This window comes from Croceicoccus ponticola, assembly GCF_004004515.1.
Lineage (GTDB): Bacteria > Pseudomonadota > Alphaproteobacteria > Sphingomonadales > Sphingomonadaceae > Croceicoccus > Croceicoccus ponticola.
Genome location: NZ_RXOL01000002.1, coordinates 155,863 through 179,909 on the forward strand (window position 1 = coordinate 155,863; position 24,047 = coordinate 179,909).

A 24,047-nucleotide genomic window follows, 5' to 3' on the forward strand; every position below is an offset into this window, starting at 1 on the left:
TCAGGTCGATCCTTGCAGGAGGCTGCCTTGCGCATCGCGCTGCTGACGCGTTCCTACCCGAGCGAGGACAACCTTTACCAATACCCCTTCGTCCATCGCCGGGTCGTCGCCTATCTCGCCGCCGGCCACGCGGTAAAGGTCATCCGGCTCGGCGCGACGACAGGACAGCACAGTTTTGATGGCGTCGAATGCCACACCGTAACGCTGGCCGATTTTGCCGCAGCGGTGACGGGGTTTTCGCCGGACGTCGTGGCGGTGCATGGCCCGGACGAATCGATCTGGCCCGCCCTGCGATCGCTATACGGGAAATGGCCGGTTTGTGGCTGGCTCCACGGATCGGAAATTCCCGACTTCTTCCGCGCCAAGGCGAATTGCCGCCCCCATGACGAGCGCGACGGGGCGCTGGCGGCAGTGGAGCACAGGGCTGCTTTCTGGCGCGAAACACTGGCCCCGTGGCCCGACGAACTGTCGCTGACGTTTGTGTCCGAGTGTTCAATCGGGATGATGGAACGCGATCTTGCGCCCAGTACATTGCAGCGGGATCGGATCGCCGTCATTCCCAATCCCATCGACACCAGCCTGTTCGTGCACCACGCCAAGACAGCTGCGCATCGCTATCGCATCCTGTCGATCCGCCCCTACGATGCCGTGACCTACGGCAACGACATGGCGGTGAAAGCCGTGCACCTGCTGTCGAGACGGCCCGATTTCAGCGCCATGCGCTTCACGTTCGTGGGCGATGGCCCGCTGTTCGACGACACGCTCGCCCCGCTTCGCCAATTTGCCAACGTGACCATCGAGCGGCGTTTCCTGCGGCAGCAGGAAATCGCTCGGATGCACCGCGACCATGGCATGTTCCTCGTGCCCACCCGGCTCGATACCCAAGGGGTCTCGCGTGACGAAGCGATGGCGTCGGGGCTCGTTCCCATCACCAATACTGTTTGCGCCGTGCCCGAATATGTCGATGCGGATTGCGCAGGGCTGGCCGGTGCCGACGACGCCGCGGGGCTCGCAGACCAGATCGCGCGGATGATCGACAATCCGGCCCTTTTCCTTGCTCGGTCGACGGCCGCTGCCGCACGAGTGCGAAGCCAGTCGGGACACGAGATCGTCATCCCCCGCGAATTGGCGTGGCTGGACCATTGCCGCCAGCTTGTCGTCTGATTTCACGAGGTCGGCCAACCGTCCGTGCAAGACGCGCAAACGAAATATCCCTCGCTGAATTAGTACGAGAGATATTTTCGCAAACAATTATTTTGCATTTTGCGACAGTTTGCCATTATCTGCGATGAAGTGCCGATCGCCAAGTATACAGTCGTGCCGCCAGGGGATTTTCAAGATGCCTTCGGGTTGGCGATCGAACGATCTTGAAGATTTCATGACCGGATTGTTTCAGGTCGCATCGGGTGTTGATTCGGGCGAAACAAAAGCCGATCGCGCCATTGCTCTGTTCTACAATTACCTGCACAGAATCGGCGTGGAATTCGCCAATTTCGGTACATTCGAAATTGCCGATGGCAAGGGGGACATGGATGCGTTCGGCGGGGCGAACATGCCCGGCTGCTTCATCGAGGAATATTTTGCGCGCGGATGGAACCGGAGCGATTTCGTCCTTCGTGCCGGCGAACTTCTGACGCCCAAAAACCCGGAGTCGACGTTTCGCATCGGCTTGCCCGCCTTGACCACGCTGCCCGACAACTATCGCGATTCAAACGCCATGATCATGGCGGCTGGCGATGCAGGATTGCAGGACGGGTTGGCCTTTATCGGCAAATCCCCGCTCAATCCGAATTCCGGGCGAGAGCGGTACTTCGGGATCGCGCTGGGTGGCGACAAGAACGCCGCGGGTGTCGCCAATGAACGACTGGGCGAAATAAAGGTCGCGTTTTTTGCCATGCTTCAAGTCGTCAAACCTCGACTGGAAGCCTTGGCCGATGGATATGGCCACACCCTGACCGCGCGTGAAAAAGACGTGCTGGCGATGGTGGCAAGGGGAGAGATGCGCGACCAGATTGGTTTTCGCTTCAACCTGTCGGTGCCGACCGTGGACGTGCACTTGCGCAGCATCCGCCAAAAGCTGAACGCGCAAAACCTGCCCGAAGCGGTGGCAAAGGGCATGCGCTACGGCGTGATCTGACTTTCGCGCGGCACGCGGGGCCGCGTCGCCTCCTTGATCGCATCCATCGCGACGAATGTCGACGTGCTGGCCACATGCGGCAGGCTCGATATCTTTTCGCCCAGCACTTCGCGATAACGGCGAATATTCGCGGTCCGCACTTTCAGCAGGTAATCGAAGCTGCTGGCGATCATGTAGCATTCCTCGACTTCCGGAATGCGGCGCACGGCGGCATTGAATTCGTCCAATGCCTTCTCGCGGGTGTCGGACAGCTTGACCTCGGCAAAGGCGACGTGATCCAATCCCAGCCGCGCATGGTCGAGAATGGCCGTGAATCCCCGAATCGCACCGTTGTCGATCAAGCGTCGCAGCCGGACCTGGCACGGGGTTTTCGACAGGCCGACGGTGCGAGCAAGATCGGTTACCGACATCCGCCCGTCAGCGGCAAGCGCGGCTACGATCTTGCGGTCGAAGGAATCCATTTCGTCTTTTTCAGGTACTTTTGCCATCCGTTTCGCCCTTTGAGACGCAATTAATAAGTCAGTAGGGTAATTTTCTGCCACCTTATAGGATAATCTGCCTTTCGACCTTGCGCTATATTGTGCTGGCATGACCGCTCCCACGCCCTTTGTCGGGTTCGCACCCGCTGCCCGTCCCGCAACGCCATTGCGCCAAGCCATCACCGCCGCCACACGCAGGCCGGAACCGGAATGCATGGCTGACCTGATCGACGCGGCCACTCCGCCCGCGGCGATGGCGCCGCAGATCGCGGCTCTGACCGAACGGCTGGTGAAATCGCTGCGCAAGTCGGGGCAGCGCGGCGGGGTGGAGGATCTGGTCAAGGAATACTCGCTCGACAGTCAGGAAGGCGTCGCGCTGATGTGCCTTGCCGAAGCGTTGCTGCGCATTCCCGACGATGCGACGCGCGATGCGCTGATCCGTGACAAGATCGCCCCGGGCAACTGGCAGGCGCATCTGGGCGACGGGCGGTCGCTGTTCGTCAATGCCGCGACTTGGGGATTGGTCGTCACCGGCAAGCTGACGTCGAGCGTCAACAACAGCGGTAGCGTGAAAGAAGGGGGCCTGTCCTCTGCCCTCACCCGGCTTGTCGCGCGGGCAGGCGAACCGGTCATCCGGCGCGGCGTCGACTTGGCGATGGAGCTTATGGGCGAACAGTTCGTGACGGGCGAGACAATCGCCAAAGCACTCAAGCGCGCCCGTCGGATGGAAGCCAAGGGCTTTGCCTATAGCTACGACATGCTGGGCGAAGCGGCGACGACGGCGGACGATGCCGACCGTTATTACGCCGATTACGAACGCGCGATCCATGCCATCGGCAAGGCTTCGGCGGGACGCGGCATCCATGCGGGGCCGGGGATTTCGATCAAGCTGTCCGCGCTCCACCCCCGGTATTCGCGCGCGCAGGTCGCTCGCGTGATGGGCGAACTGCTGCCCCGCGTGCGCGAACTGGCGCTGCTGGCCAAGGGGTACGACATCGGGTTCAATATCGACGCGGAGGAATCCGACAGGCTCGAAATCTCGCTCGACCTGCTCGAAAGCCTTGCCTTCGACGATGCGCTGGGCGGATGGAACGGGCTGGGCTTCGTGGTGCAGGGATATGGCAAGCGCTGCCCCTTCGTCATCGACTGGCTGGTCGACCTCGCCCGCCGTTCGGACCGTCGCATCATGGTCCGGTTGGTCAAGGGCGCGTATTGGGACAGCGAGATCAAGCGCGCGCAAGTCGATGGGCTGGCCGATTTTCCGGTCTTTACGCGCAAGGTGCATACCGACGTGTCGTACCTCGCCTGCGCGCGAAAGCTGCTGGCCAATCGCGATGTCGTGTTCCCGCAATTCGCAACCCACAATGCCCAGACGTTGAGCGCGATCTATCACCTTGCCGGTCCGCATTTCACCACCGGCGACTGGGAGTTCCAGTGCCTGCACGGCATGGGCGAACCGCTTTACGAACAGGTCGTCGAACCGTTGCAGCGCCCCTGCCGCATCTATGCCCCGGTCGGCACGCACGAAACGCTGCTGGCCTATCTCGTCCGCAGATTGCTGGAAAACGGCGCGAATTCGAGCTTCGTACACCGCATCCTCGACGAAGACATCAGCGTGGCCGAACTCGCGTCGGATCCGGCGCGCGATGCTCGCGCCATAGAACCGTTCGGGTCGCCGCACCCGGTGATCGCATTGCCGCGCAACCTGTTTCCGGACCGCGCCAATTCCGCCGGCATGGACCTTGCCAGCGAAGCCGTGCTGGCGGGCCTTGGCGATGCGTTGCGGGCCACGGCGGGCGAAACTTGGCGTGCGGAGCCGATGATTCCCGGCCTGGAAAACGAACGCACCGCGCGCGCCCTACGCAATCCGGCCGACCATGCGGACGTGGTCGGTCATGCCGCCTTTGCCCTGCCGCGCGATGCGCAATTCGCGGCAACGGTCGCGGCCAGCGTGGCCCAAGCATGGGCCGCAACGCCAATTGACGATCGCGCCGCCTGTCTGACCCGCGCGGCCGACGCGATGGAAGCCGCGATGCCGCGTCTGATGGGCCTTGCCATGCGCGAAGCGGGCAAGAGTGCCGCGAACGCCATCGCCGAAGTGCGCGAGGCGGTCGATTTCCTGCGCTATTACGCAGTGCAGGCGCGAACCACGCTGGCGGGCACGCAACCGATCGGTCCGGTCGTGTGCATCAGCCCGTGGAATTTCCCGCTTGCGATCTTTACCGGCCAGGTCGCCGCCGCGCTGGTCGCGGGCAACCCGGTGCTGGCCAAGCCGGCAGAGGAAACCCCGCTCATCGCGGCAGAGGCGGTTCGCATCCTGCACGACGCGGGAGTGCCGCCAAAAGTGCTGCAGCTGGTTCCCGGCGCGGGCGATGTCGGCGGGGCGCTGGTCGCCGCGCCACAGACGGCGGGCGTGATGTTTACCGGATCGACTGAAGTGGCCAAGATCATCCAGCGCGAACTGGCCAAACGCATCGCGCCCGACGGCAGCCCGATCACGCTGATCGCCGAAACCGGCGGGCAGAACGCAATGATCGTCGATTCGTCGGCCCTTGCCGAACAAGTCGTCGCCGATGTCGTCGCCAGCGCTTTCGACAGCGCGGGGCAACGCTGTTCGGCGCTGCGCGTGCTGTGCCTTCAGGACGATATCGCCGACCGTCAGCTGGCGATGATCCGCGGCGCGCTGCACGAATTGCGCATCGGCAATACCGATCGGCTGTGCACCGACATCGGCCCCGTCATCACGGCAGAGGCGCGCGACACGATCGAAACGCACGTCGCCGCGATGGCAGCGGCAGGATGCGGGGTGGAGCGGCTGGCCCTGCCCCCCGAAACCGCGAAGGGCACGTTCGTCGCGCCGACGATCATCGAAATCGACGACATGGCGCAATTGGGCCGCGAAGTGTTCGGCCCCGTGCTCCACGTCGTGCGGTTCGCGCGCAGGGATCTTTTCAAGCTGGTCGATGCGATCAACGCCACCGGATATGGCCTGACCTTCGGCCTGCACACCCGGCTCGACGATACGGTGCGCGGCGTGACGCGGCGGATCGCGGTCGGCAATGTCTATGTCAATCGCAACACCATCGGTGCGGTCGTCGGCGTCCAGCCGTTTGGTGGCTGCGGGCTTTCGGGTACCGGGCCAAAGGCGGGCGGACCGCTTTACCTGTCGCGGCTGGTGCGCGGCGGATGCGCGGTCGACCTGCCCGACACGCCGGTCGAGCTTCCCGGTCCGGTGGGTGAGCGCAACATCTACGCGCTTCATCCGCGCGGCGAAATCCTCGTCATTCCGGACACCGCCGAGGGTCTTTCGGCACAGCTTGCCGCTGTCGAAGCCGCGGGCGGACGGGTCACCGTGCTAGGTTTTCGGGGCGAGGGACGCGGCGAGGGGCTGGCGCGCGACGCGCTGCCGCGGACCAATCGCTGGGCCGCGGTGCTCGTCGAACGGCCAACCCCCGACCTTTTGCAACGCATCGCTGCAATGGACGGACCGATTCCCCTCATCCAGTCGCCCGACGCCAAGGGCCTCTATTGTCAGGCATGGCTGCGCGAGGAAGTGTCGACCTCGATCAATACCACCGCGGCAGGCGGCAACGCGAGCCTGATGGCTCTCGTCTAGGCGGGAAAAGCGTCCGCTCAGCAGACCGGCGTCATCGGGCCGTTGATCACCGATTCTGCCAGTGGTCGACGCTGGTTGGGCGTTTCCCGCTCACGCAGGCCGTCGGGCAGGGTTTCGGGCGAGCCCCTGCGCCCGATGACAAATGCCGCCTCAAGCCGGAAATTGGCCGGCAGGTTCAGCGTACCCGGTGCCTTATCGAATTCGAGCCCGGTCATGCCGTGGGTGTAAAAGCCCATCTGTAACGCCTGCATCGCCATGAAGCCCCATGCGGTCCCGCAATCGAAGCTGTGGCTGTGGTTCGGGGCATCGCCCTTTGGCCCACGCGTCAATTCATCCGATACGATGAAGACCAGCGCCGAAGCGCTGTGGGCCCAACCCTGGTTGAACGGTATCAGCAGCGACATCGCATCGTCCCAGAACGCATCGCCGCGCCGGGCGTAAAGAAACCGCCATGGCTGATAATTGGATGCCGAAGGTGCCCAGCGTCCTGCTTCCATGATGGTGAACAGGTCCGCTTCGTCGATGGTCGAACCATCGAACGCGCGCGGCGACCAGCGGGAGAGGAAGGCCTCGTCAATGGGATGTTCGGAATTGCGTTCGGTCACGTCTGGTTTCTCGCTTTAAAAGCCACCGGTTGTTCGGAGCTCGTGACCGGATAACAGCCCGAGCAACCGGCACAAGATCGAATCAGGGCGCCAGTTGACAGGCAACTGGACAAATCGCTGACCGCTTGCCATCCCCCTTTGCCATGAACGATCGTATTTCGGCCAAGGCGGCCTTCGCACAGGCGCGGGCAAACCGATTTGGCCGGATGTTGGGGCGCGGCGATGACAACCGCCTTGAGCCCGAATGCTGGCCACGCGTTTCGCCATCGTTCCGTTTTTCCCGTGACCAGACGTTTTTCGCAATGGGAAGCTGTTTTGCGCAGGATATCGCGCGGCGCCTTTCGCTCGATGGATACGATGTGCTTGGCGCGGAACAGGCCGGGCAAAGCCAGCGGAACCGGTACACCCCAGCCGCCATCTGGCAGGAATTGCAATGGGTCGCCCGCATCCTCGATCGCGACGACACGGTCAGAGATGCGGACATCGATCCGCTCTTGCTGCAAATCAGACCGGATCACTTCGTCGACCTTTGGGAAAAGACCGAGCACGCGAGCGGCGCCACGCTGGAAACGGCGCGAGAAGCGCGGCGAGCGCTTTATGCCCACTTCCGCGGGGCCTTCGTCGCCGATGTCGCGATCGTAACGCTCGGCCTGATAGAGGCCTGGTGGGACGAGGTGAGCCGATCCCATGTGGAATTCGACCCGGCATGGATCCGGTTGCCCGACCGCGAACGGTTCGGTTTTGCCCGATTGTCCTTTGCCGATTGCAAGCATTTCACCGACCTCAGCGTGACACTTTTGACCGAACGCGGCCGGCGCGTGTTGCTGACCACTTCCCCCAATGCGCTCGCCCGTACATTCACGGCAGATGACGTGATCGTCGCCAATGCGCAGTCGAAGGCGGTCTTGCGCGCCGTCGCGGGCGAAGTCAGCGCCGAACACGATGCCGTCGACTATTTCCCGTCCTACGAAATCGCCACGCTGACGCGCAGGCCGGAAGTCTGGGACGACGATCTGCTCCACGTCAATTCTGCCTTCATCGCACGGATCATGCAGCACGTTATGGGCGCCTACGTGCCTGACGAAAGTGAAGGTGGGCGAGACGGAGCCCGAAGCGCCGATGAACTGATGCGCATGGCCAATCTGGTCCAAGGCCAGCAATACGATGCGGCGTCCCGGATCTATGACGCAAATGCGGATGCCGCGATCCGATCCGCTAATCCCGCCATCCAGAACGCCGCGATCCGCGTGCTGAAGCGGCAGGCTCGCATGGCCGATGCGGCGGCCCATGCGCTGCAGTTCGCAAGCCTGGACCGGGACCATGCCGCGATGCAAGCCGACTGGATCTTCGATGCCGCGTCGATTCTCGCCACGCATCCACAGCATGATGCGCTCGCCGAAGACCTGTTCACATGGCTACGCGAACAGGGGGCATCGCGGCCCGAAATACTGCTCGCCGCGATGATCAGGGTTCATCGCGAACGGGACGAGGACGATCTCAAGGCATTCGTAGCATTGGTGGAGCGACTTGCCCCCGATTGTCCCGCGCTAACAGTGCGGACAGCGTCGCACCTGCAATCATGGGGCGAATTGGCGCGCGGCCTGAAACTGTGCCGTCGCCAACGCGAAACCGCGCCACAGGACACGACGCTGCTCAGGCGGCTGGCTCGGTTGCAACTGGCCAGCGGCGCGATCGAAGATGCGATAACCACGCTAGACACTCTGGCGATGCTGGAGCCCGGCGACGGATGGACAAGGCTGACCCTCGCTCGCACGATGGCCAAAGTCGGCCGCAATACCGAAGCACTTAGCCATCTGGCCGTACTGGACACGCACGAACCAGACCATGCCGAAGCCCTGTTGCTGGCCGCCCGCCTGCACTGGAAAATGGGCGAGCGCGGACAGGCAAGGGCCAATGCCCGCCGTGCGGTGGGCACTGGCGACGATGATGGATCGTTGACGGCAAGGCTCGGCACGATTCTGGCCAGCTGAACGCAGCGCCGACCGCCAACCCGATGCGGCAGTCAAAGCGCGCGCAGGGCATCGAAAAAATGGTGCACCCGACAGGATTCGAACCTGTGACCTCTGCCTTCGGAGGGCAGCGCTCTATCCAGCTGAGCTACGGATGCGCGGTTCCATGCGGAACGGGGCAGGCACCTAGCAGGGGCTCCGACCGCTTGCCAGTGTTTTTACAGCCCTGAGCGGCGCGTTAGGGTTTTTTCAATCCGAAGATGCGACCTTGCTCGACATGAGCATGATGCAAGAGTTTCCCGTTGACGATGCCGGACACCCGATCGGGTGCGAGGAAGATGTCCTCGCCGCCCGCTGGACGGCCATGCACCAGGCCGCCGATGCCATTGCCAGAATGCTTGGCCGCGATGGTTCCGGGGCGGAACGGGTCATGAGCCTTTATCCCGTCGGCCTGCCTGACGGCGACGTATTGATAATCCTCGCGGAGACAGAGGACCTGTGCACGATGATGACGCAGGGCCTGTTCGCGATCCTGCGCGCGCGGGAAAACGGAGCAGAAGCCAAGGTTGCGGCCAAGGCCTTGCTGTCGCGGTTCGAAAGGAAACGCCACGCATTGTTGGCGGGTCACGAAACGCCGCAGGACCTGGCCGCCTGACAAGGGGCATTTTCCGACGGGCACGTCATTTCGGGCTTGCAGTGTTCCCATTTCGTTCCGTACTATCGCAGGCATGGTCGATTCTGTTCATGCCTTGCCGCTTCGCGCTTCATCCGATCCACGCGTGAACGATGGCATTGGCGGCGTTGCTCTGGCGGGCGCCAGTGCGGTGGCACGGGGCATCGGGCGCTTACTGGCGCGTAACGGCATCTGGACCATTACCGAAATGCCGCTTGTCGGTGGGCGCCGCGCCGACCTGATGGGTGTCGATTCGCGCGGGCAGGTCGTGATCGTGGAGATCAAGGTTTCGCGCGCCGACCTGATGAGCGACGGCAAATGGACCGACTATCTCGACCATTGCGACCGATTTTACTGGGGGCTTTCGCCCAATCTCGACCGGCAGTGCCTCGACACCGCCGATTTTCACCCGGACCGTTGCGGCGTGATCGTCGCGGACAGCTACGACGCGGAAATCCTGCGCCCGGCCCCGCTGCTGAAATTGGCCGCCGCCCGCCGCAAGGTGGAAGTGGAGCGATTGGCGCGCTGCGCTTTGCGGCGAAGGCAAGTGGACGGCGACCCTCATTGCGCGACATGGGGCGGCGAATTGGCGGGTCAATGAACTTGCTGCGCCCCTAAAAACTCCACGGCGCTTTTCCCGCGACCGCTTTGCCGGTATTGGCCTGCGCCATGCTTGAAAGCCTCGATCACCCTGCCTGGTTCGCCGCAATCGGCTCTGCGGCCGCGATGACAGTGATCGTCGCGGTGCGCTATGTTCTGTCCAGTGGCGGGTTCGCGCTGGCGACGCGTTCGGTTCGGCCGGGCCTTTACGACAAGCTTGGCCCGCAAATCGGTGCGGAAATCCGCTGGTCGCTGCTGTCGGCCGCGATCTACGGTGTGCCCGCGGGGATCGTCGCATGGGGCTGGCGGGAGCGTGGCTGGACCCGCATCTACACCGATATCGGCGAATTTCCGCTATGGTGGCTGCCGGTTTCGCTGTTCGTTTACATGTTCGCGCACGACACTTGGTTCTACTGGACCCATCGCTGGATGCATGCGCCGCGCCCGTTTCGCATCGCGCACGCGGTGCACCATGCCAGCCGCCCGCCTACCGCATGGGCAGCCATGGCGTTCCACCCGATCGAGGCGTTGACGGGTGCCGTGGTCATCCCCGCGCTGGTGTTTCTGGTGCCCATCCACATCGCCGTGCTGGGCCTTGTCCTTACCATCATGACCATCATGGGCGTGACGAACCACATGGGGTGGGAGATTTTTCCGCGCGCGCTTGTTCATTCGCGCTTAGGACAATGGCTGATAACGGCAAGTCATCACCAGCTTCACCACGAGAAATATCGATGCAATTACGGCCTTTACTTCCGCGTGTGGGATCGAATCTGTGGTACCGACGCGGGATTGGCAAAGCCGGGATGGGACGGACGATGATATTTTCGACACGTATATTGCTGCCGCTGGCAGCGGTTCCCCTGCTTGGCGCAACTCCGCCGGTCGGGGCGGACGTGACAGTCATGGTCAGCAACATGCGATCGGCCAACGGGCTGGTTTCCGCATGCCTCGCGCATGAAAAGGCGGCGTTTCCCGATTGCAGCGGACCTGGCGGGCTCGACATGACCGTGCCGGCGGGAAAGGCGAAGGCCTTTACGTTCCGCAATGTCGTGCCGGGCCGCTATGCCATCGCGCTGCTGCATGACGAAAACAGCAACGGCAAGATCGACAAGGCGCTGATGATCCCCAGGGAAGGCTTCGGCTTTTCCCGCGACGCCCCCGTCCGGATGGGTCCGCCGCCGTTTTCCGCCGCCGCGTTCGAAGTGGGCGAAGACGACATCAGCCAGCCGATCAAGATGCGATACATCCTTTAGGGAAGGCTTCGAATTGACCCAGCCGCTTCTCCTGCGTTCCGTACTCTACATGCCGGGATCGAACGCTCGCGCGATCGCCAAGGCGCGCACCCTTCCCGCCGATGCGGTCGTTTTGGATCTAGAGGATGCCGTCGCGCCGGAGGCCAAGGCAGAAGCCCGCGCCGCGATCGCCGCCGCTATGCACGAAGGCGGCTTCGGTTCGCGCTATCGCGTCGTGCGGACCAATGCGCTCGCCACCGAATGGGGCGCGGACGACCTGGCATCACTGGCCGGGGTTCCGATCGATGCGATCCTGGTCCCAAAGGTCGACAGCGCCTCCGATGTCACCGCCCTCGCGAAAGCAATGCGCGATGCCGGGATCGCGGCCGACGTGGCGTTATGGGTCATGATCGAAACGCCGCTGGCCGTTCTCAACCTTGCTGAAATCGCGGCCAGCGCCCGGCAAACGCCGCTGGCGGGCTTCGTCCTCGGCCTCAACGATCTCGCCAAGGATACGGGCATTGCGCAATTGCCGGGACGCGCGGCATTCCAGCCGGTGTTGACGCAAGCCGTGATCGCGGCGCGCGCGCATGGCATGATCGTGCTGGATGGCGTGTGCAATTCGATCGAGGACGAAGCGCGCTTCATCGCCGAGTGTGAACAGGCGCGCGATGGCGGCTTCGACGGCAAGACGCTGATCCATCCAAAGCAGATCGATTCTGCCAACCGCGTCTTTTCGCCGGGCGATGCAGAAGTGAACGAAGCGCAGACGATAGTGGCAGCGTTTGCCGACCCCGCCAACGCCGGCAAGGGCGCCTTGCGCATCGACGGCAAGATGGTGGAGCTGCTGCATCTTTACCAAGCCGAGAAGTGCCTTGCCCGAGCGGACGCGGCTCGCGGTCGGGCAATCGATGCGCAAGTCGTTGAATCGAGAGGCTGATCCGGCAGGCCTCGAAACGGCTGGTTTTAAGAAGCTGTTTACCGTTTTCGACCATAATGCCCCCCTGTTCCGGGATATTCCCGGAACCGATCGTGGGAATGGTCATGGATTCACCAAGAGGCGGCTTCCGCGCCCTGGCAGATAGCTGGCGCAGGCACGGATACGGTGCGTTCGATCTTCCCGGCAGCGACGAAGACGTCGATTTTCTCGTGCCGCCTCCGACAGAACCCGAAGTGCAATCCCCGCCACCCGCCATCGGTCAGGATGAGCGCAGGATGCAGGTTCGCGCTTATAACCTGTGGGCCGAATTGCTGGCCGACCGCAACTTTCCCGACATTCGCCATCTCGATGCGACCGGCGACCATGATTTCGGCGAATATGCGCTGATGCTCGATTTTTCAGCCGGGATCGACGATCCGGTCGTGGTGCACCTTGGCGCGCGGCTGGCGGATGAATGCGGCGTGGGCCGGATCGGCTTTGCCGGGCAGCTATCCGACGTTCCCGCAGGTTCGCTGATTTCGCGAATCACCGATCATTACATCCAGATCCTTGCGCGTCAGTCGCCGATCGGGTTCGAAGCGGAATTCGTCAATCGCGCCGGCAGGCTGATCGTTTATCGCGGGATTCTGTTGCCGTTTTCCAGCGACGACCGCACGATCGACCACATCTACGGCGTGCTTAACTGGAAAGAAGTCGTCGACCCGCAACTGGGTCACAAGCTTGCGGCCGACCTGACCAGCGTGCTGGCCCCCGGTTCCGAAGAAGCCGAACTACGCACCGATCCACTGCCTGCCCCGCTGTCGCGCCGCCTTCGCGCGATGAGCCCGAATGGGTTCGACGAAGTGGCGCCGGACGGTCCCGAATTCACCTTGCTGATGGCCCGGCGGATGACATCGGGCAATGTCGTGCTGCTGGGCGAAGTGCCGTTCGATCCGGCGCTGATGAAGCGCGCTGCGGACAAGCTGGAGGATCGCTGACCCGAAAGCCGCGCTTCGGCCCGGATAATTCAGGTGGCACCAATCGGCCATCGGGTCGTTGGCATGGCATGACCCGTTTCGGACATCCGCCCAGCGTCTTTCCGTTTTTCGGCTTTCGCAATGCCGACCGATTGACGATAACAGCCCGCGCCCTGCGCGCCCCGCCGCCAAGCTGGGAGCACCGGTCCGACATTGCGAAGTTCCGCGCGTTGTGGTCGCAATTTGCGTCCCGCGAACATGGCGGGCTTCCCGTCACGTTGGTTCTCGGCGCTCCCGACGGAACCCAGACCCGACACGATGCTGTCGGTGATGACGAAGGCTATGCTCGGTTCGATGTCGAACTGAACGATTGGGGCCGACCTGCGCATACGGCATGGGAAACGGTGCGTTTCGAATGGATCAATCGCGACGGGCCGCAAAGTGCCGACGGTTACGTTCTTGCGCCCGGCCATGATGTGACGCTTGGCGTGATTTCCGACATCGACGACACGATCATCGAAACGGGGATCACCGGCGGGCCGCGAAAGGTCATGCGCAATTGGCGGCGGTTGTTGGCGACGATGCCCGGCGACCGTTCCGAAGTGCCGCATGCAGGCGCGCTTTACGGGCGCCTGGCGGGCGCTGTTCCAACTCGGCCCGATGCCGATGCCGGGCAGCGCCTGCCCGCGCCGTACCGACCGTTCTTCTATGTGTCGTCTAGCCCGTGGAACCTGTTTTCCTATCTCGTGTCGTTCATGGAATCGCGAGGGCTGCCGCTGGGGCCGATCCAGTTGCGCGACTGGGCTTTCGACCGCGCCACGCTGGGGTCAGCCGGTCACGGAGTGCACAAGCGACTGGCCGCAGAAGGCTTGCTGGCGACATATCCCGAAATGAGATTCGCGTTGATTGGCGACGATACGCAAGGCGATCTTGTCGCATATTCGCATCTTGCCGCAGATTTCCCCGGCAGGATCGCGGCCATCTTCATCCGCAAGGCGGGCGATCCGCATACGCCCGAGGAAATCGCCGCAGTCGCCCGGATCGAAGCGTCGGGCATCCCGCTGTGGCTGGGTGACGGGTTCGATGTGGGCGAGGAATTCCTGGCCCAGATCGGCGTGTCGTCACACGGCGACACCGCGCAGATCGTCGATACGATCGAGGAAGTCGCGGCCAACACCTGAACAGGTCGCGCCTGAACAGGTCGAGCTTGAGTCCATGTCCGTCTGCGCTTAATGCCCTGTTCAGCGCCCGACCGACAATTCGGGTCATAACAGACAATGCGCAAAACCCTGTCCCGCCCGCTGGCGCATGCCGCCTTCCTGATCGCGCTGCTTCTGTCCGGCGCAAGGCCGGGTTTCGCCCAATCCATTCTGCGCGACGCAGAGACAGAAGCGCTGCTGAACGACATGGCGGCGCCGCTGGTCGAGGCAGCGGGTTTGCAGCCCGGCAATGTCGACATCGTCCTGATCAACGATCCATCGGTGAACGCCTTCGTTGCTGGCGGTCAGGCGATTTACATCCATTCCGGCCTCATCAACGAAGCCGATAGCGCCTTGCAGGTCCAGGGTGTGATCGCGCATGAATTGGGCCATATCACCGGCGGCCACATCATCGGCTTTTCGCAAGGCGCGAAGCAGGCGTCCAACATCTCGATCCTCTCGCTCCTGCTGGGCGCCGCCGCTGCGGTTGCCGGCGCAGGCGAAGCGGCGATGGGCGTGCTGGCAGCCGGGCAACAGGCGGCGATGGGCAAGTTCCTGTCCTTTACCCGCGGGCAGGAATCGGCGGCAGACCTTGCCGGGGCGCAGTATCTTGCCGGTGCCGGCCTGTCGGGTCGCGGCAGCATCGAATTCTTCAAGAAGCTGCAAAGCCTGGAACATCGGGCTGGCCATTACGCCAGTCAGGACGACACGTTCTATCGCACGCACCCGCTCAGCCGCGACCGCATCGAAACTCTGGTCAACGTCTATCAACACGATCCGGCATGGCAAAAGCCGCTCGACGACGGGATGGAAAACCGGTTCCGCCGGATCAAGGCGAAGCTATACGGCTATCAGGCCGAACCGAAAGCCACGCTCGTCGCTTATCCGGAAAGCGACCAGTCGGTCGCCGCGCATTATGCCCGCGCCTTTGCCCGCAACAAGGAATCGTTGATCGGGCGGTCCGTCGCAGAGATCGAGGCGCTGCTGCTCGCGGAACCGGACAATCCCTATTTCCTCGAGCTTAAGGGACAGGTTCTGCTGGAATCGGGCAAACCGGCCGAAGCGCTGGCGCCGCTGCGCCGCGCGGTCGAATTGTCGGGCAATCAGCCGTTGATCGCGACAATGTTCGGGCAAGCCCTGCTGGCGACCGAAGACCGCAATCACGGCGAAGAGGCCGAACGCGTGCTTCGCAATGCCGTGGCTCGCGATCGCGAAAATCCGACCGCGTGGTACCTGCTGGGCCGCATCTACGCCGAACGTGGCGACACGCCCCGTGCGCGGCTCGCCAGTGCCGAACAGCTGATGATGACCGGTCAGCCTGACGCCGCGCTTCAGAACGCGTCTGCAGCCGAAGCTGCCCTCCCCGCCGAAAGCGTGGACTGGCTGCGGGCGCAGGATATCAGGATGGAAGCGCGCGACATCATTGAACAACGCAGCAAGCGGAAGTAGGATAACCCATGACCCTTGCAGCCAGACCGTTTCGCATTGCCGCCGCCGTAGTGGCGATCCTAGCCCTTGCCCTTGGCGCAGCGTGGATCGTGTCCGCGCGCGGGGCAGAAGCGGAAACCGAGGCGGGCATCGCCGCCCGCTCCGCCGGTTTCGACGACAAGGAACGTGCCGCGATCGAAGTTCTGGTCCGCCAATACCTGCTCGAAAATCCGGAAATCCTGCCCGAAATGGTCGACAAGCTGCGCGAAAAGGAAGCGACGGCCTCGCTCGACAATATCGGCGAAGGTTTGTTTACGGCCTATCCGGGCGCATTCCTCGGCAATCCCAAGGGCAGCAAGGTACTGGTCGAATTCAGCGATTATGCCTGCGGTTATTGCCGCAGTTCGGTCGCAGCGGTCGATGCGTTGATCGCAGAAGATCCGGAACTGAAGGTGGTCATCCGCGAATTCCCGATTCTGTCGCAAGACAGCGTAGAGGCTGCCAAGTGGGCGCTCGCCGCAGCGCATCAGGGCAAGTACGCACAATTTCACAAGGCGATGTACGACGTCGGCAAGCCGACACCGGACAATATCGAAAAGGCGGCGATGCAGGTCGGGCTCGATCTGGCCGCCGCGCGCAAGGTCATCGTCAGTCCCGCCATTGCCGCCGAGATCGAAGCCAATCGCGCCTTTGCCAGCCAGTTGCAGTTCGAAGGAACTCCCGCATGGGTGACAGGCACGCAGACCATGCAGGGCGCAGTCGGCAAGGATGCGCTCGCCACCGCGATTGAACAGGCCGGTTCCCGCAAGGGCGGCTGATCCCGTGCGGTGGATTGCCGCGATGTCGGGCCCGATAACAGGCGCCGCGTTGCTGCTGGCATCGTTCGCGGCCCAACCTGCGTTCACCAAGGATAGCAGCCCCGGCGCCTACCATGTCGTCGCCCGGCTCGATGCGCGCGTGCACAGCGTGGGGTGGCGACTGGCGCGCGCCAATGCGCCGTTCTGCGAAACCGTTGTTCCTGCCGTGGGCCTGCTGGTGCAGGACATACAGAGCTGGGATGATCCCGATGGCGCACGCGCCGCATTCGGGGTCGATCCCGCCACGCAGGTCGTCGTCGGCGCGGTGGCCGAAGGTTCTCCCGCGCAAACGGCGGGCCTTCGCGCGGGCCAGCCGCTCAGGAACATTGTCGACACCGTGCTCGACAGCGACTTGCCCCCGGCACGGCCGGGAAGCTACGAGCGTCAGGCAGGGCTCCTCGACCTCATCGACCGTTCGTTGCAGGACCACGGCTGGGTCGCGGTCGGGATCGATGGTGAAGGCGGGAAAGGGGGCCAACTCATGCGCGTTATGGCGCAGGACACTTGCGCCAGCCGCTTCGAAATCGTGACCGAAAACGGCAAGGCCGTAGCGGACGGCAAGCGCGTTCTCATCAGCGCCGATCTAGCGCTCGAACTCGCGGATGAGGACCAGTTCGCCTTCGTTGTCGCACATGAACTGGCGCACAACATCCTCGGTCACGTGGCGATGCTGGATGCAAAGGGGCGCAAGTGGGGCCGCGTGCGCCATACCGAGCGGGAGGCAGATCGGCTTGCCGTTTGGCTGATGGCAAACGCGGGCTACGACACGGGCGGCGCGCAGCGATTCATGCTCGGCTGGGCGCGCAATCACGATGTCGGCTTCCTCGACCCGACGCACGATGCGTGGGACGAGCGGCTTGCCGGCGTGGACGCCGAAATCGCTCTGGTCGCCGCATCCCCGGCGCAGGTCGGCGGATATGACTGGTCGCAACGCTTCCCGCTTGGCGCAAAGGACGCCAAGTCCGCGCGATGATCCGCGCGGGGCGCAAGCCATGGTCCATATTGGGGCCGATTCTGGGGCCTGTCGGAGTGCTGTCGCAAAGGAAGCGATTGCGCTATCAATCGGGCATGTCCGTGCTTCCGGTGGCTCCCGTACCGTTTTTCGCCGACAAGAACCGCGCGTTCTGGCGGCTGCAGGCGCTCGGCTGGGGCGGGGCGATGATCCTGCGCGCGATGTCCAGCCTCGCCAACGCGCAGCCCCTGTCGTTTCTGGTGCTCGTGCTGATCGCGACGGTCACCGGTTTCTCGCTCAGCCTGATCCTGTCGGTCATCTATCGCCAATTGATGAACCGGCGCGCCATCGTGACGTGGGGCGTGACCGGGCTGGTGTTGGCCATCGCGGTCGGCATCTATGCCTTTATCGACAGCTGGGTCATCACGCTTTACCGCCCAACGTCGGAGCCGGGCTTCGCACAGCTGTTCCTGGGCGTGCTCTATCTCGACATGACATTGCTGGGCGCATGGTCGGCGCTTTACTACGCGATCAACTTCTACCTTCAGGTCGAAGAAGCGAACGATCGGCTGCTGCTGCTGGAAAATCAGGCGACCAGCGCGCAACTGGCCATGCTGCGTTATCAGCTGAACCCGCATTTCCTGTTCAACACATTGAATTCGATCAGCACGCTGGTCTTGCTGAAACAGACCGAGCCGGCCAATGCCATGCTGTCGCGCCTGTCCGGGTTCCTGCGCTATACCCTGATCAACCAGCCGACCGGGCGCGTCACCGTTGCGCAGGAAATCCACACGCTGAAGCTTTATCTCGATATCGAAAGGATGCGGTTCGAGGAACGGCTGCGCACCCGGTTCGACATTGCCCCCGACGTGGCAAGCGGGCTGCTGCCTTCGCTATTACTGCAACCGCTGGTCGAAAACGCGATCAAGTACGCCGTCAGCTCGCAGGAAAGCGGCGCGGAAATCACGGTTCGGGCCGAACGCATCGGTGACAGGCTGCGCATCACCGTATCCGATACCGGTCCCGGCATTCCGCACGGCAAACGATCAGAGGATATCGTGGGAACAGTCCACGGCGACGGCCACCGCTCCACCGGTGTGGGCCTCGTCAACATTCGCGAACGTCTCGCGCAGGCTTATGGCGATCAGCAACACTTCGAAATCCGATCCCGCCCTCAGGAAGGATTCGCGGTGATCATCGAAATTCCGTTCGAAACCGAAGAAGACGACGAGGAATACGAACCGGACGGCCCGCGCGGGGGCGAGGGGGCGCAGCGCACCGTCCGGCAGCATTCCGAAACCCGGGAGCCTTCAGAAACCCGGCGTAGCCCCGAAACCATGTCGTCTGCCACCCGTTCAACCTGAAACACTGACAGGACCCCCATTTCCATGACTATCCGAACCATCCTGGTCGACGATGAAAAGCTCGCCATTCAAGGCCTGCAGCTCCGGCTGGAGCCGTTCACCGACATCGAGATCATCGCCACCTGCGCCAATGGGCGCGAAGCGATCCGCGCGATCAAGACGGAAAAACCGGACCTCGTTTTTCTCGACATCCAGATGCCCGGTTTCGACGGGTTTTCGGTGGTGAAGGGCGTGATGGATGTCGATCCGCCGCTGTTCATTTTCGTCACCGCCTATTCCGAACACGCGTTGAAGGCGTTCGAGGCCAATGCTGTCGATTACCTGATGAAGCCGGTGGAAGAAGACCGGCTGGCCGACGCGATCGAACGCGCGCGCACGCGCCTTTCCGAGCGCAAGGGGCTGGAGGAAGTCGAGAAGCTGAAGAACGTGCTGGCCGAAGTCGCGCCCGACGCGATGGACCAGATGCCCGAAGAGGACGGTCACGCCGATTCGCGCTACGAAAAGATGCTGAACGTAAAGGATCGCGGCCAGATCTTCCGCGTGGACGTCGACACGATCGAACATATCGAGGCGGCGGGCGACTACATGGTGATCTCCACCGGCGAAAATTCGCTGGTCCTGCGCGAAACGATGAAAGATCTCGAACGCCGGCTCGACCCGCGGGCATTCCAGCGCGTGCACCGGTCGACCATCGTGAACCTGAACCTCGTCCGTCAGGTGAAGCCGCACACCAATGGCGAATGTTTCCTCGTGCTAGCGAGCGGCGCCGAGGTGAAGGTGAGCCGCAGCTATCGCGACGTGGTGGCCCGCTTCGTGCACTGATAAGCAGGCCTCTCAGGCGCCATACGCGGCCTATCCGGGCCGCTTGGCTTCTTCGCATAAGCTCGGGTGGCCGTTCGGCCTTGCGGGGCTTGCCTTGCGGCCTGAGGCTCTATTCCATTCCCCCTGCTTGAGTTCTCTTTTCAAAGGTAGCAGTGCTCCGTCATGACCTTCGATCTCCCCGGCTTCGATCTTTCCCGCTTCGTCCGTGAAACCTTGGCCGAGGATTTGGGCGAAGGGCTGCCGGGGGGCGGTCATGACGTCACTTCGGAAAGTGTCATTCCCGCCGACGCGCGCTTTTCAGGCGTAATGGACAGCCGCGATGCCATCACCGTCGCGGGCCTGCCGATCGCTGCCGCCTTCTTCCGCGCGCTCGACCCCACATGTTCGATCGAAGTCCTCGTCGCCGACGGCGAAGCGGTGGCGGGCGGGACCGACCTCATGCGCCTTAATGGCAATGCCCGCGCGTTGCTGACCGCCGAACGCAGCGCGCTCAACACCGTGCAGCACCTGTCGGGCATCGCGACGATGACCGCGACTTATGTCGCCGCGATGCAGGGCCAGGCGACCCTGCTGGACACGCGCAAGACCATTCCGGGCCTGCGCCATCTCGAAAAATACGCGACCCGTATGGGTGGGGCAAAGAACCACCGCATGGGCCTGTGGGATGCAGCGATGATCAAGGATAACCACGTCGCCGTCGCGGGCGGAGTGGGCGAGGCCGTGGCCCGAGCCATCCGCGCGGGCGTCACGAACATCATCTGCGAAGTTGACCGCATCGACCAGATCGCACTCGCGCTGGAGGCGGGCGCGACTCACCTGCTGCTCGACAACATGGGGCCGGACAGCTTGCGCAAGGCCGTGGCGCTGGTGGCCGGACGCGTGCCGTGCGAGGCATCGGGCGGGGTCAATCTCGACACCATTGCGGCAATCGCGGCGACGGGCGTGGATTACGTTTCGGTCGGGCGATTGACGCAATGCGCCCCTGCCGCCGACATCGGGCTGGATTTCCACCAGATCTAGGTCGCGTCCTTTTGCCGACGTTCGGCAAAGAACCCGCGCAACAGTTGCCCCGCCTCCGCCTCTCCGATGCCGGCATAGATTTCAGGCCGGTGCAGGCACGTCGGCTGATCGAACGTGCGGCAGCCATGTTCCACCGCGCCGCCCTTTGGGTCGCTCGCCCCGTAATAGACACGCGCGATCCGGGCATGGGCGATCGCGCCGGCGCACATCGGGCACGGTTCAAGCGTGACGTAAAGGTCGCAGCCCGCCAGACGTTCATCGCCCAGCACCTCTGCCGCGCGGCGAATCGCCAGCATTTCGGCATGGGCGGTCGGGTCATTCATCGCGCGGGGGGCATTGTGCGCGCGGGCCACGACCTGACCGTCCTTTACGACGACCGCGCCCACCGGAACTTCACCCTGTGCGGCGGCGGCCCGCGCTTCGTCCAATGCGGCCTGCATCGCGGGCGGAAGCGGCCATCGGGCGGTTTGTCGTGTCATGGTGCAACCCGCTTGCCCGAATCGCCCGTATGCGGCAATGGGGCGTCCGTACCGGGACGGCACCGGGCCATCAGCTTTGTCAGGGGTTTGCTTGACGGATGGGGTCTGCGCCGCTATGCGCGCCGCTTTCCGACAGTGAGGACTTTCACCGGTCCTTAGGGATTCACTTAATTCGAAGCGAGTTTAAAGCCATGTCGCGCATCTGCGAATTGACCGGCAAGGGTCGTCAAGTCGGCCACAATGTCAGCCACGCCAATAACAAGACCAAGCGCGTCTTCCTGCCCAACCTGCAGAACGTCACGCTGTTGAGCGAGAAGCTGGAGCGTAGCATCAAGTTCCGCGTTTCGACGCAGGGCCTGCGTTCGGTCGAACATAACGGCGGCCTCGACAACTGGTTGCTGAAGACCAACGACACGAAGCTTTCGTCGCGCGCCGTCAAAGTGAAGCGCGAGCTGCAGAAGGCTGCCATCGCAGCCTGATCGGCGTACCCGGCGGGACGGGTACGGCTTACGGAATCGGGGCGCCCGCGGCTTGCCGCAGGGCGCCCTTTCGCATGTCCAGTTTCAACAGCAGGGTCTGCTGGATGATTTGCGCGTCGTTGCTGTCCGATACCAACCATATCGTCAGCCGATCCGAATCGCCTTCCTCGACCGCCATACCTTCGTAATTGTCGTTCAGGCCTCTTCCGCGGATCCTGCCGACCAACCTTGCTTCGACCTTGGTCGCGGCCTGCGCCTCGCTAATATCGAAGGTGAAAATCGCACTGGCAAAGCGGAACGGCAGACCGAACTTGCGTCCAAGCACGAGCACCCGCCCGTCAGCCAGCGATACGGCTTCGACCGGGCGATAGCCGTTGGATAGAGCAAGGTGGAACAGAAAGGGCTCTGCCCCCTCCACCGGATCGCCGGCAAAGACGAGGCCGGGAAACGTCGCGTCGCGGCCCTGTTCGTATCCCTCTCCCAAGATCAGGAATCGCCCATCGGGCAGTCGCGCCATTGATTCGGGTCCGCGCATCGCAGGCCAGTCGGTCATCGCCGGTGGCCTTGCCATCGCCCCCGGCGCATCGCCATTGGCCAGGCGGACAACCGCGTTCTGGCTTTCCACCACGTACCACATCGTCCCGTCCGGGCTAAAGGTCGCAGCTTCGACGTCGATCATCTGGAATCCGCCTGGTCCATTTTCGGAAAGGCTTTCCAACACGCTGGGCATCACGCTGACCCCCATCCGAGGGGGACGCGGCAGGGCTACCGCGATGCTTCGGTCCGACACCGCCATCATCTGGCCCGATGGCGTCATAGCCAAACCCGACAGCGAATGGAATTCGGGCGCGTCGCCATTCAGCCGCCACGCACCGGCAAGCCGGAACGTCCCTGCGTCATCAAGGTTGGCTCCGATGAGCGGCGTTGCCGAAATATTGACGGGAATGACCGCCCGGGCGCTTGCCGGCACCAGCCGCGGTGGAACATGGACGACGATCGCGGTCAGGACTGCCAGCCCAAGCGCTGCGAATACACGTCCCGGACGCCTCGCGGCCCCGATCAAATCCTGATCGCCCGGCCCGCCCGATGTTTCATCGGTCGCCCATCGGCCCGGTGAACAGCAACGGATCGAGCCGGGCATCCTTCCACTTCAGGCTCCAGTGCAGGTGCGGGCCTGTCGCCCGTCCGCTCGACCCGACGAGGCCAAGTCGCTGACCCTGCGTCACATGGTCGCCCTTCTTCACGAACAGCTCTTGCGAATGGAGGAACGCGCTGTTGAGGCCCATGCCGTGATCGATGATCAGCAGCTTCCCCTCAAGCGAGAAGTCTTCGACCGCCAGCACCACGACGCCATCGGCGGGTGCGACGTAAGCTGCACCCGCCCCCGGTGCGATGTCGATGCCCGAATGATAGCTGCCCGGTTCGCCGCGATAGATCCGTTGCGAGCCGAACAGGCCGGAAATGCGCGCCTTGACCGGCCATACGAAGCTTTCGCGCCAGCCGGTTGCTCCAGTCTTCATTTCGCGCGACGCATCGATCGACGCCAGTTCCGGAAGGCGACGGGCGAGGAATGCTTCTGTCGGACCGTCGGCGCGACGGGCGGCGTTGATGTTTTCGATCCGCCATGCGCGTGGGCTGATTTCCAGTGGCTTCGTTATCCGCGAACCGTCGCTGCGTTCTGATACAAGTGTAGCGATGGACCCGGCATCACGGTCGAATGCGGCAAGGAACTGGCCGTCCGCCGCAACCTCCACCGGCTCTCCGTTCAGGGTCAGCCTTGTGGTCCCGACCGGCGCTGTCCCGCGCAGCCAGCCGCCTTGCGTCATTTCACCTGTCAGCGTGAACACGCCGGCGGGCAAGGGGACGGGAGTTGGCGTGGGTGTCGGGGCGTCAATGGGCGCACGCCCGGCGGCTTGCGCGGCGGGCGCAGGAACGGATGACTGGGGGATAGCGGTGCAGCCAACAGATGCGGCAGCCAGCGCAGCCGCCAGCGCGATGATCGCAGTGTTCTTGTCGCTCATGCGTCCGGCGAAAGCCGCTGCGTAGCGATTTCACAGGTGGCGTAGGCTTCCTGCTTCTCCACGCTCCAGTACCGAAGCATGTCGAGCGGGATCGCAACCCCGGAAACGGAGCACAGGACATGGTCGCCGGCGCTGAGCTGGCGGAAACCGTTGGGACCGTAAATCAGGCGGGCCGGGCCTTTGGAGCTCATCAACATGCCTTCCAGATAGAGCTA

24 protein-coding genes and 1 tRNA gene are annotated in these 24,047 nt (G+C 63.3%); 18 read left to right on the forward strand and 7 right to left on the reverse strand.

Annotated elements, in window-relative coordinates; genetic code table 11:
* Positions 1-27: 27 nt before the first annotated feature.
* Together EKN06_RS06710 and EKN06_RS06715 are read left to right on the forward strand one after the other, a co-directional pair.
* Positions 28-1,164, forward strand: a complete 1,137-nt coding sequence (locus EKN06_RS06710) for a glycosyltransferase (RefSeq protein WP_127612136.1) — start codon at positions 28-30, stop codon at positions 1,162-1,164.
* 175 nt (positions 1,165-1,339) lie between these two features.
* Positions 1,340-2,137 (forward strand): helix-turn-helix transcriptional regulator, encoded by a 798-nt coding sequence (locus EKN06_RS06715; protein ID WP_164843979.1) that lies wholly within the window; start codon positions 1,340-1,342, stop codon positions 2,135-2,137.
* Here the strand turns inward: EKN06_RS06715 and EKN06_RS06720 are convergent.
* Complete coding sequence (locus EKN06_RS06720; RefSeq protein WP_127612138.1) at positions 2,122-2,625, reverse strand: Lrp/AsnC family transcriptional regulator; 504 nt, start codon at positions 2,623-2,625, stop codon at positions 2,122-2,124. The two genes, EKN06_RS06715 and EKN06_RS06720, sit on opposite strands and share 16 nt — an antisense overlap.
* 100 nt (positions 2,626-2,725) lie before the next feature.
* Between EKN06_RS06720 and putA the strand changes: the two genes are divergently transcribed.
* On the forward strand, positions 2,726-6,232 hold the full coding sequence (gene putA / locus EKN06_RS06725; RefSeq protein ID WP_127612139.1) for a bifunctional proline dehydrogenase/L-glutamate gamma-semialdehyde dehydrogenase PutA: 3,507 nt from the start codon (positions 2,726-2,728) through the stop codon (positions 6,230-6,232).
* Between the two features lie 17 nt (positions 6,233-6,249).
* On the opposite strand, the gene EKN06_RS06730 is transcribed toward putA, so the two are convergent.
* Complete coding sequence (locus tag EKN06_RS06730) at positions 6,250-6,837, reverse strand: nitroreductase family protein (RefSeq protein ID WP_127612140.1); 588 nt, start codon at positions 6,835-6,837, stop codon at positions 6,250-6,252.
* Between the two features lie 143 nt (positions 6,838-6,980).
* Here EKN06_RS06730 and EKN06_RS06735 point away from each other — a divergent pair, with 143 nt between their 5' ends.
* A complete protein-coding gene (locus tag EKN06_RS06735) occupies positions 6,981-8,828 on the forward strand; it encodes a GSCFA domain-containing protein (protein WP_127612141.1) in 1,848 nt (615 codons plus the stop codon).
* Positions 8,829-8,888: 60 nt separating this feature from the next.
* Here EKN06_RS06735 and EKN06_RS06740 read toward each other — a convergent pair.
* Positions 8,889-8,965, reverse strand: a tRNA-Arg gene (locus EKN06_RS06740).
* Positions 8,966-9,084: 119 nt separating this feature from the next.
* Between EKN06_RS06740 and EKN06_RS06745 the strand changes: the two genes are divergently transcribed.
* The 13 genes from EKN06_RS06745 (at position 9,085) to nadC (ending at position 20,853) form a co-directional block, all read left to right on the forward strand.
* The gene (locus EKN06_RS06745) at positions 9,085-9,462 is read left to right on the forward strand and encodes a hypothetical protein (RefSeq protein WP_127612142.1); all 378 of its coding nucleotides are present in this window, start codon (positions 9,085-9,087) and stop codon (positions 9,460-9,462) included.
* 73 nt (positions 9,463-9,535) lie between these two features.
* A complete protein-coding gene (locus EKN06_RS06750) occupies positions 9,536-10,081 on the forward strand; it encodes an MmcB family DNA repair protein (protein ID WP_127612143.1) in 546 nt (181 codons plus the stop codon).
* Between the two features lie 68 nt (positions 10,082-10,149).
* Positions 10,150-10,902, forward strand: a complete 753-nt coding sequence (locus tag EKN06_RS06755) for a sterol desaturase family protein (protein WP_127612144.1) — start codon at positions 10,150-10,152, stop codon at positions 10,900-10,902.
* A complete protein-coding gene (locus tag EKN06_RS06760; protein ID WP_127612145.1) occupies positions 10,899-11,336 on the forward strand; it encodes a DUF2141 domain-containing protein in 438 nt (145 codons plus the stop codon). The genes EKN06_RS06755 and EKN06_RS06760 overlap by 4 nt, the downstream gene beginning before the upstream one ends.
* Positions 11,337-11,349: 13 nt before the next feature.
* A complete protein-coding gene (locus tag EKN06_RS06765) occupies positions 11,350-12,255 on the forward strand; it encodes an HpcH/HpaI aldolase/citrate lyase family protein (protein WP_276317273.1) in 906 nt (301 codons plus the stop codon).
* A 104-nt stretch (positions 12,256-12,359) separates the two neighbouring features.
* Positions 12,360-13,232, forward strand: a complete 873-nt coding sequence (locus EKN06_RS06770) for a PAS domain-containing protein (protein WP_127612146.1) — start codon at positions 12,360-12,362, stop codon at positions 13,230-13,232.
* 68 nt (positions 13,233-13,300) lie between these two features.
* Positions 13,301-14,392, forward strand: coding sequence for a phosphatase domain-containing protein (locus tag EKN06_RS06775; RefSeq protein ID WP_127612147.1), 1,092 nt, complete (start codon positions 13,301-13,303; stop codon positions 14,390-14,392).
* 96 nt (positions 14,393-14,488) lie between these two features.
* Positions 14,489-15,859, forward strand: a complete 1,371-nt coding sequence (locus EKN06_RS06780; protein WP_127612148.1) for a M48 family metalloprotease — start codon at positions 14,489-14,491, stop codon at positions 15,857-15,859.
* Between the two features lie 8 nt (positions 15,860-15,867).
* Positions 15,868-16,656 (forward strand): DsbA family protein, encoded by a 789-nt coding sequence (locus tag EKN06_RS06785; protein WP_127612149.1) that lies wholly within the window; start codon positions 15,868-15,870, stop codon positions 16,654-16,656.
* A gap of 4 nt (positions 16,657-16,660) precedes the next feature.
* Positions 16,661-17,668: a M48 family metalloprotease gene (locus tag EKN06_RS06790; protein ID WP_205693838.1), complete on the forward strand. Its 1,008-nt coding sequence runs from the start codon at positions 16,661-16,663 to the stop codon at positions 17,666-17,668.
* A 95-nt stretch (positions 17,669-17,763) separates the two neighbouring features.
* On the forward strand, positions 17,764-19,011 hold the full coding sequence (locus EKN06_RS06795) for a sensor histidine kinase (protein ID WP_127612151.1): 1,248 nt from the start codon (positions 17,764-17,766) through the stop codon (positions 19,009-19,011).
* A gap of 24 nt (positions 19,012-19,035) precedes the next feature.
* Positions 19,036-19,833 (forward strand): LytR/AlgR family response regulator transcription factor, encoded by a 798-nt coding sequence (locus EKN06_RS06800; RefSeq protein ID WP_127612152.1) that lies wholly within the window; start codon positions 19,036-19,038, stop codon positions 19,831-19,833.
* Between the two features lie 162 nt (positions 19,834-19,995).
* On the forward strand, positions 19,996-20,853 hold the full coding sequence (gene nadC, locus EKN06_RS06805) for a carboxylating nicotinate-nucleotide diphosphorylase (protein ID WP_127612153.1): 858 nt from the start codon (positions 19,996-19,998) through the stop codon (positions 20,851-20,853).
* Here nadC and EKN06_RS06810 read toward each other — a convergent pair.
* Complete coding sequence (locus tag EKN06_RS06810) at positions 20,850-21,332, reverse strand: nucleoside deaminase (protein ID WP_127612154.1); 483 nt, start codon at positions 21,330-21,332, stop codon at positions 20,850-20,852. The two genes, nadC and EKN06_RS06810, sit on opposite strands and share 4 nt — an antisense overlap.
* 191 nt (positions 21,333-21,523) lie before the next feature.
* Here EKN06_RS06810 and rpmB point away from each other — a divergent pair, with 191 nt between their 5' ends.
* A complete protein-coding gene (rpmB, locus tag EKN06_RS06815; RefSeq protein WP_127612155.1) occupies positions 21,524-21,811 on the forward strand; it encodes a 50S ribosomal protein L28 in 288 nt (95 codons plus the stop codon).
* Positions 21,812-21,839: 28 nt separating this feature from the next.
* Here the strand turns inward: rpmB and EKN06_RS06820 are convergent, their stop codons facing one another.
* From EKN06_RS06820 to EKN06_RS06830, 3 genes are read right to left on the reverse strand one after another with little or no spacing between them, the layout of a single operon-like run.
* Positions 21,840-22,952, reverse strand: a complete 1,113-nt coding sequence (locus tag EKN06_RS06820; RefSeq protein ID WP_127612156.1) for an esterase-like activity of phytase family protein — start codon at positions 22,950-22,952, stop codon at positions 21,840-21,842.
* The gene (locus EKN06_RS06825) at positions 22,903-23,832 is read right to left on the reverse strand and encodes a M23 family metallopeptidase (RefSeq protein ID WP_127612157.1); all 930 of its coding nucleotides are present in this window, start codon (positions 23,830-23,832) and stop codon (positions 22,903-22,905) included. The genes EKN06_RS06820 and EKN06_RS06825 overlap by 50 nt, the downstream gene beginning before the upstream one ends.
* Complete coding sequence (locus EKN06_RS06830; protein ID WP_127612158.1) at positions 23,829-24,029, reverse strand: DUF2093 domain-containing protein; 201 nt, start codon at positions 24,027-24,029, stop codon at positions 23,829-23,831. Before EKN06_RS06830 ends, EKN06_RS06825 begins: the two co-directional genes overlap by 4 nt.
* Positions 24,030-24,047: the final 18 nt, after the last annotated feature.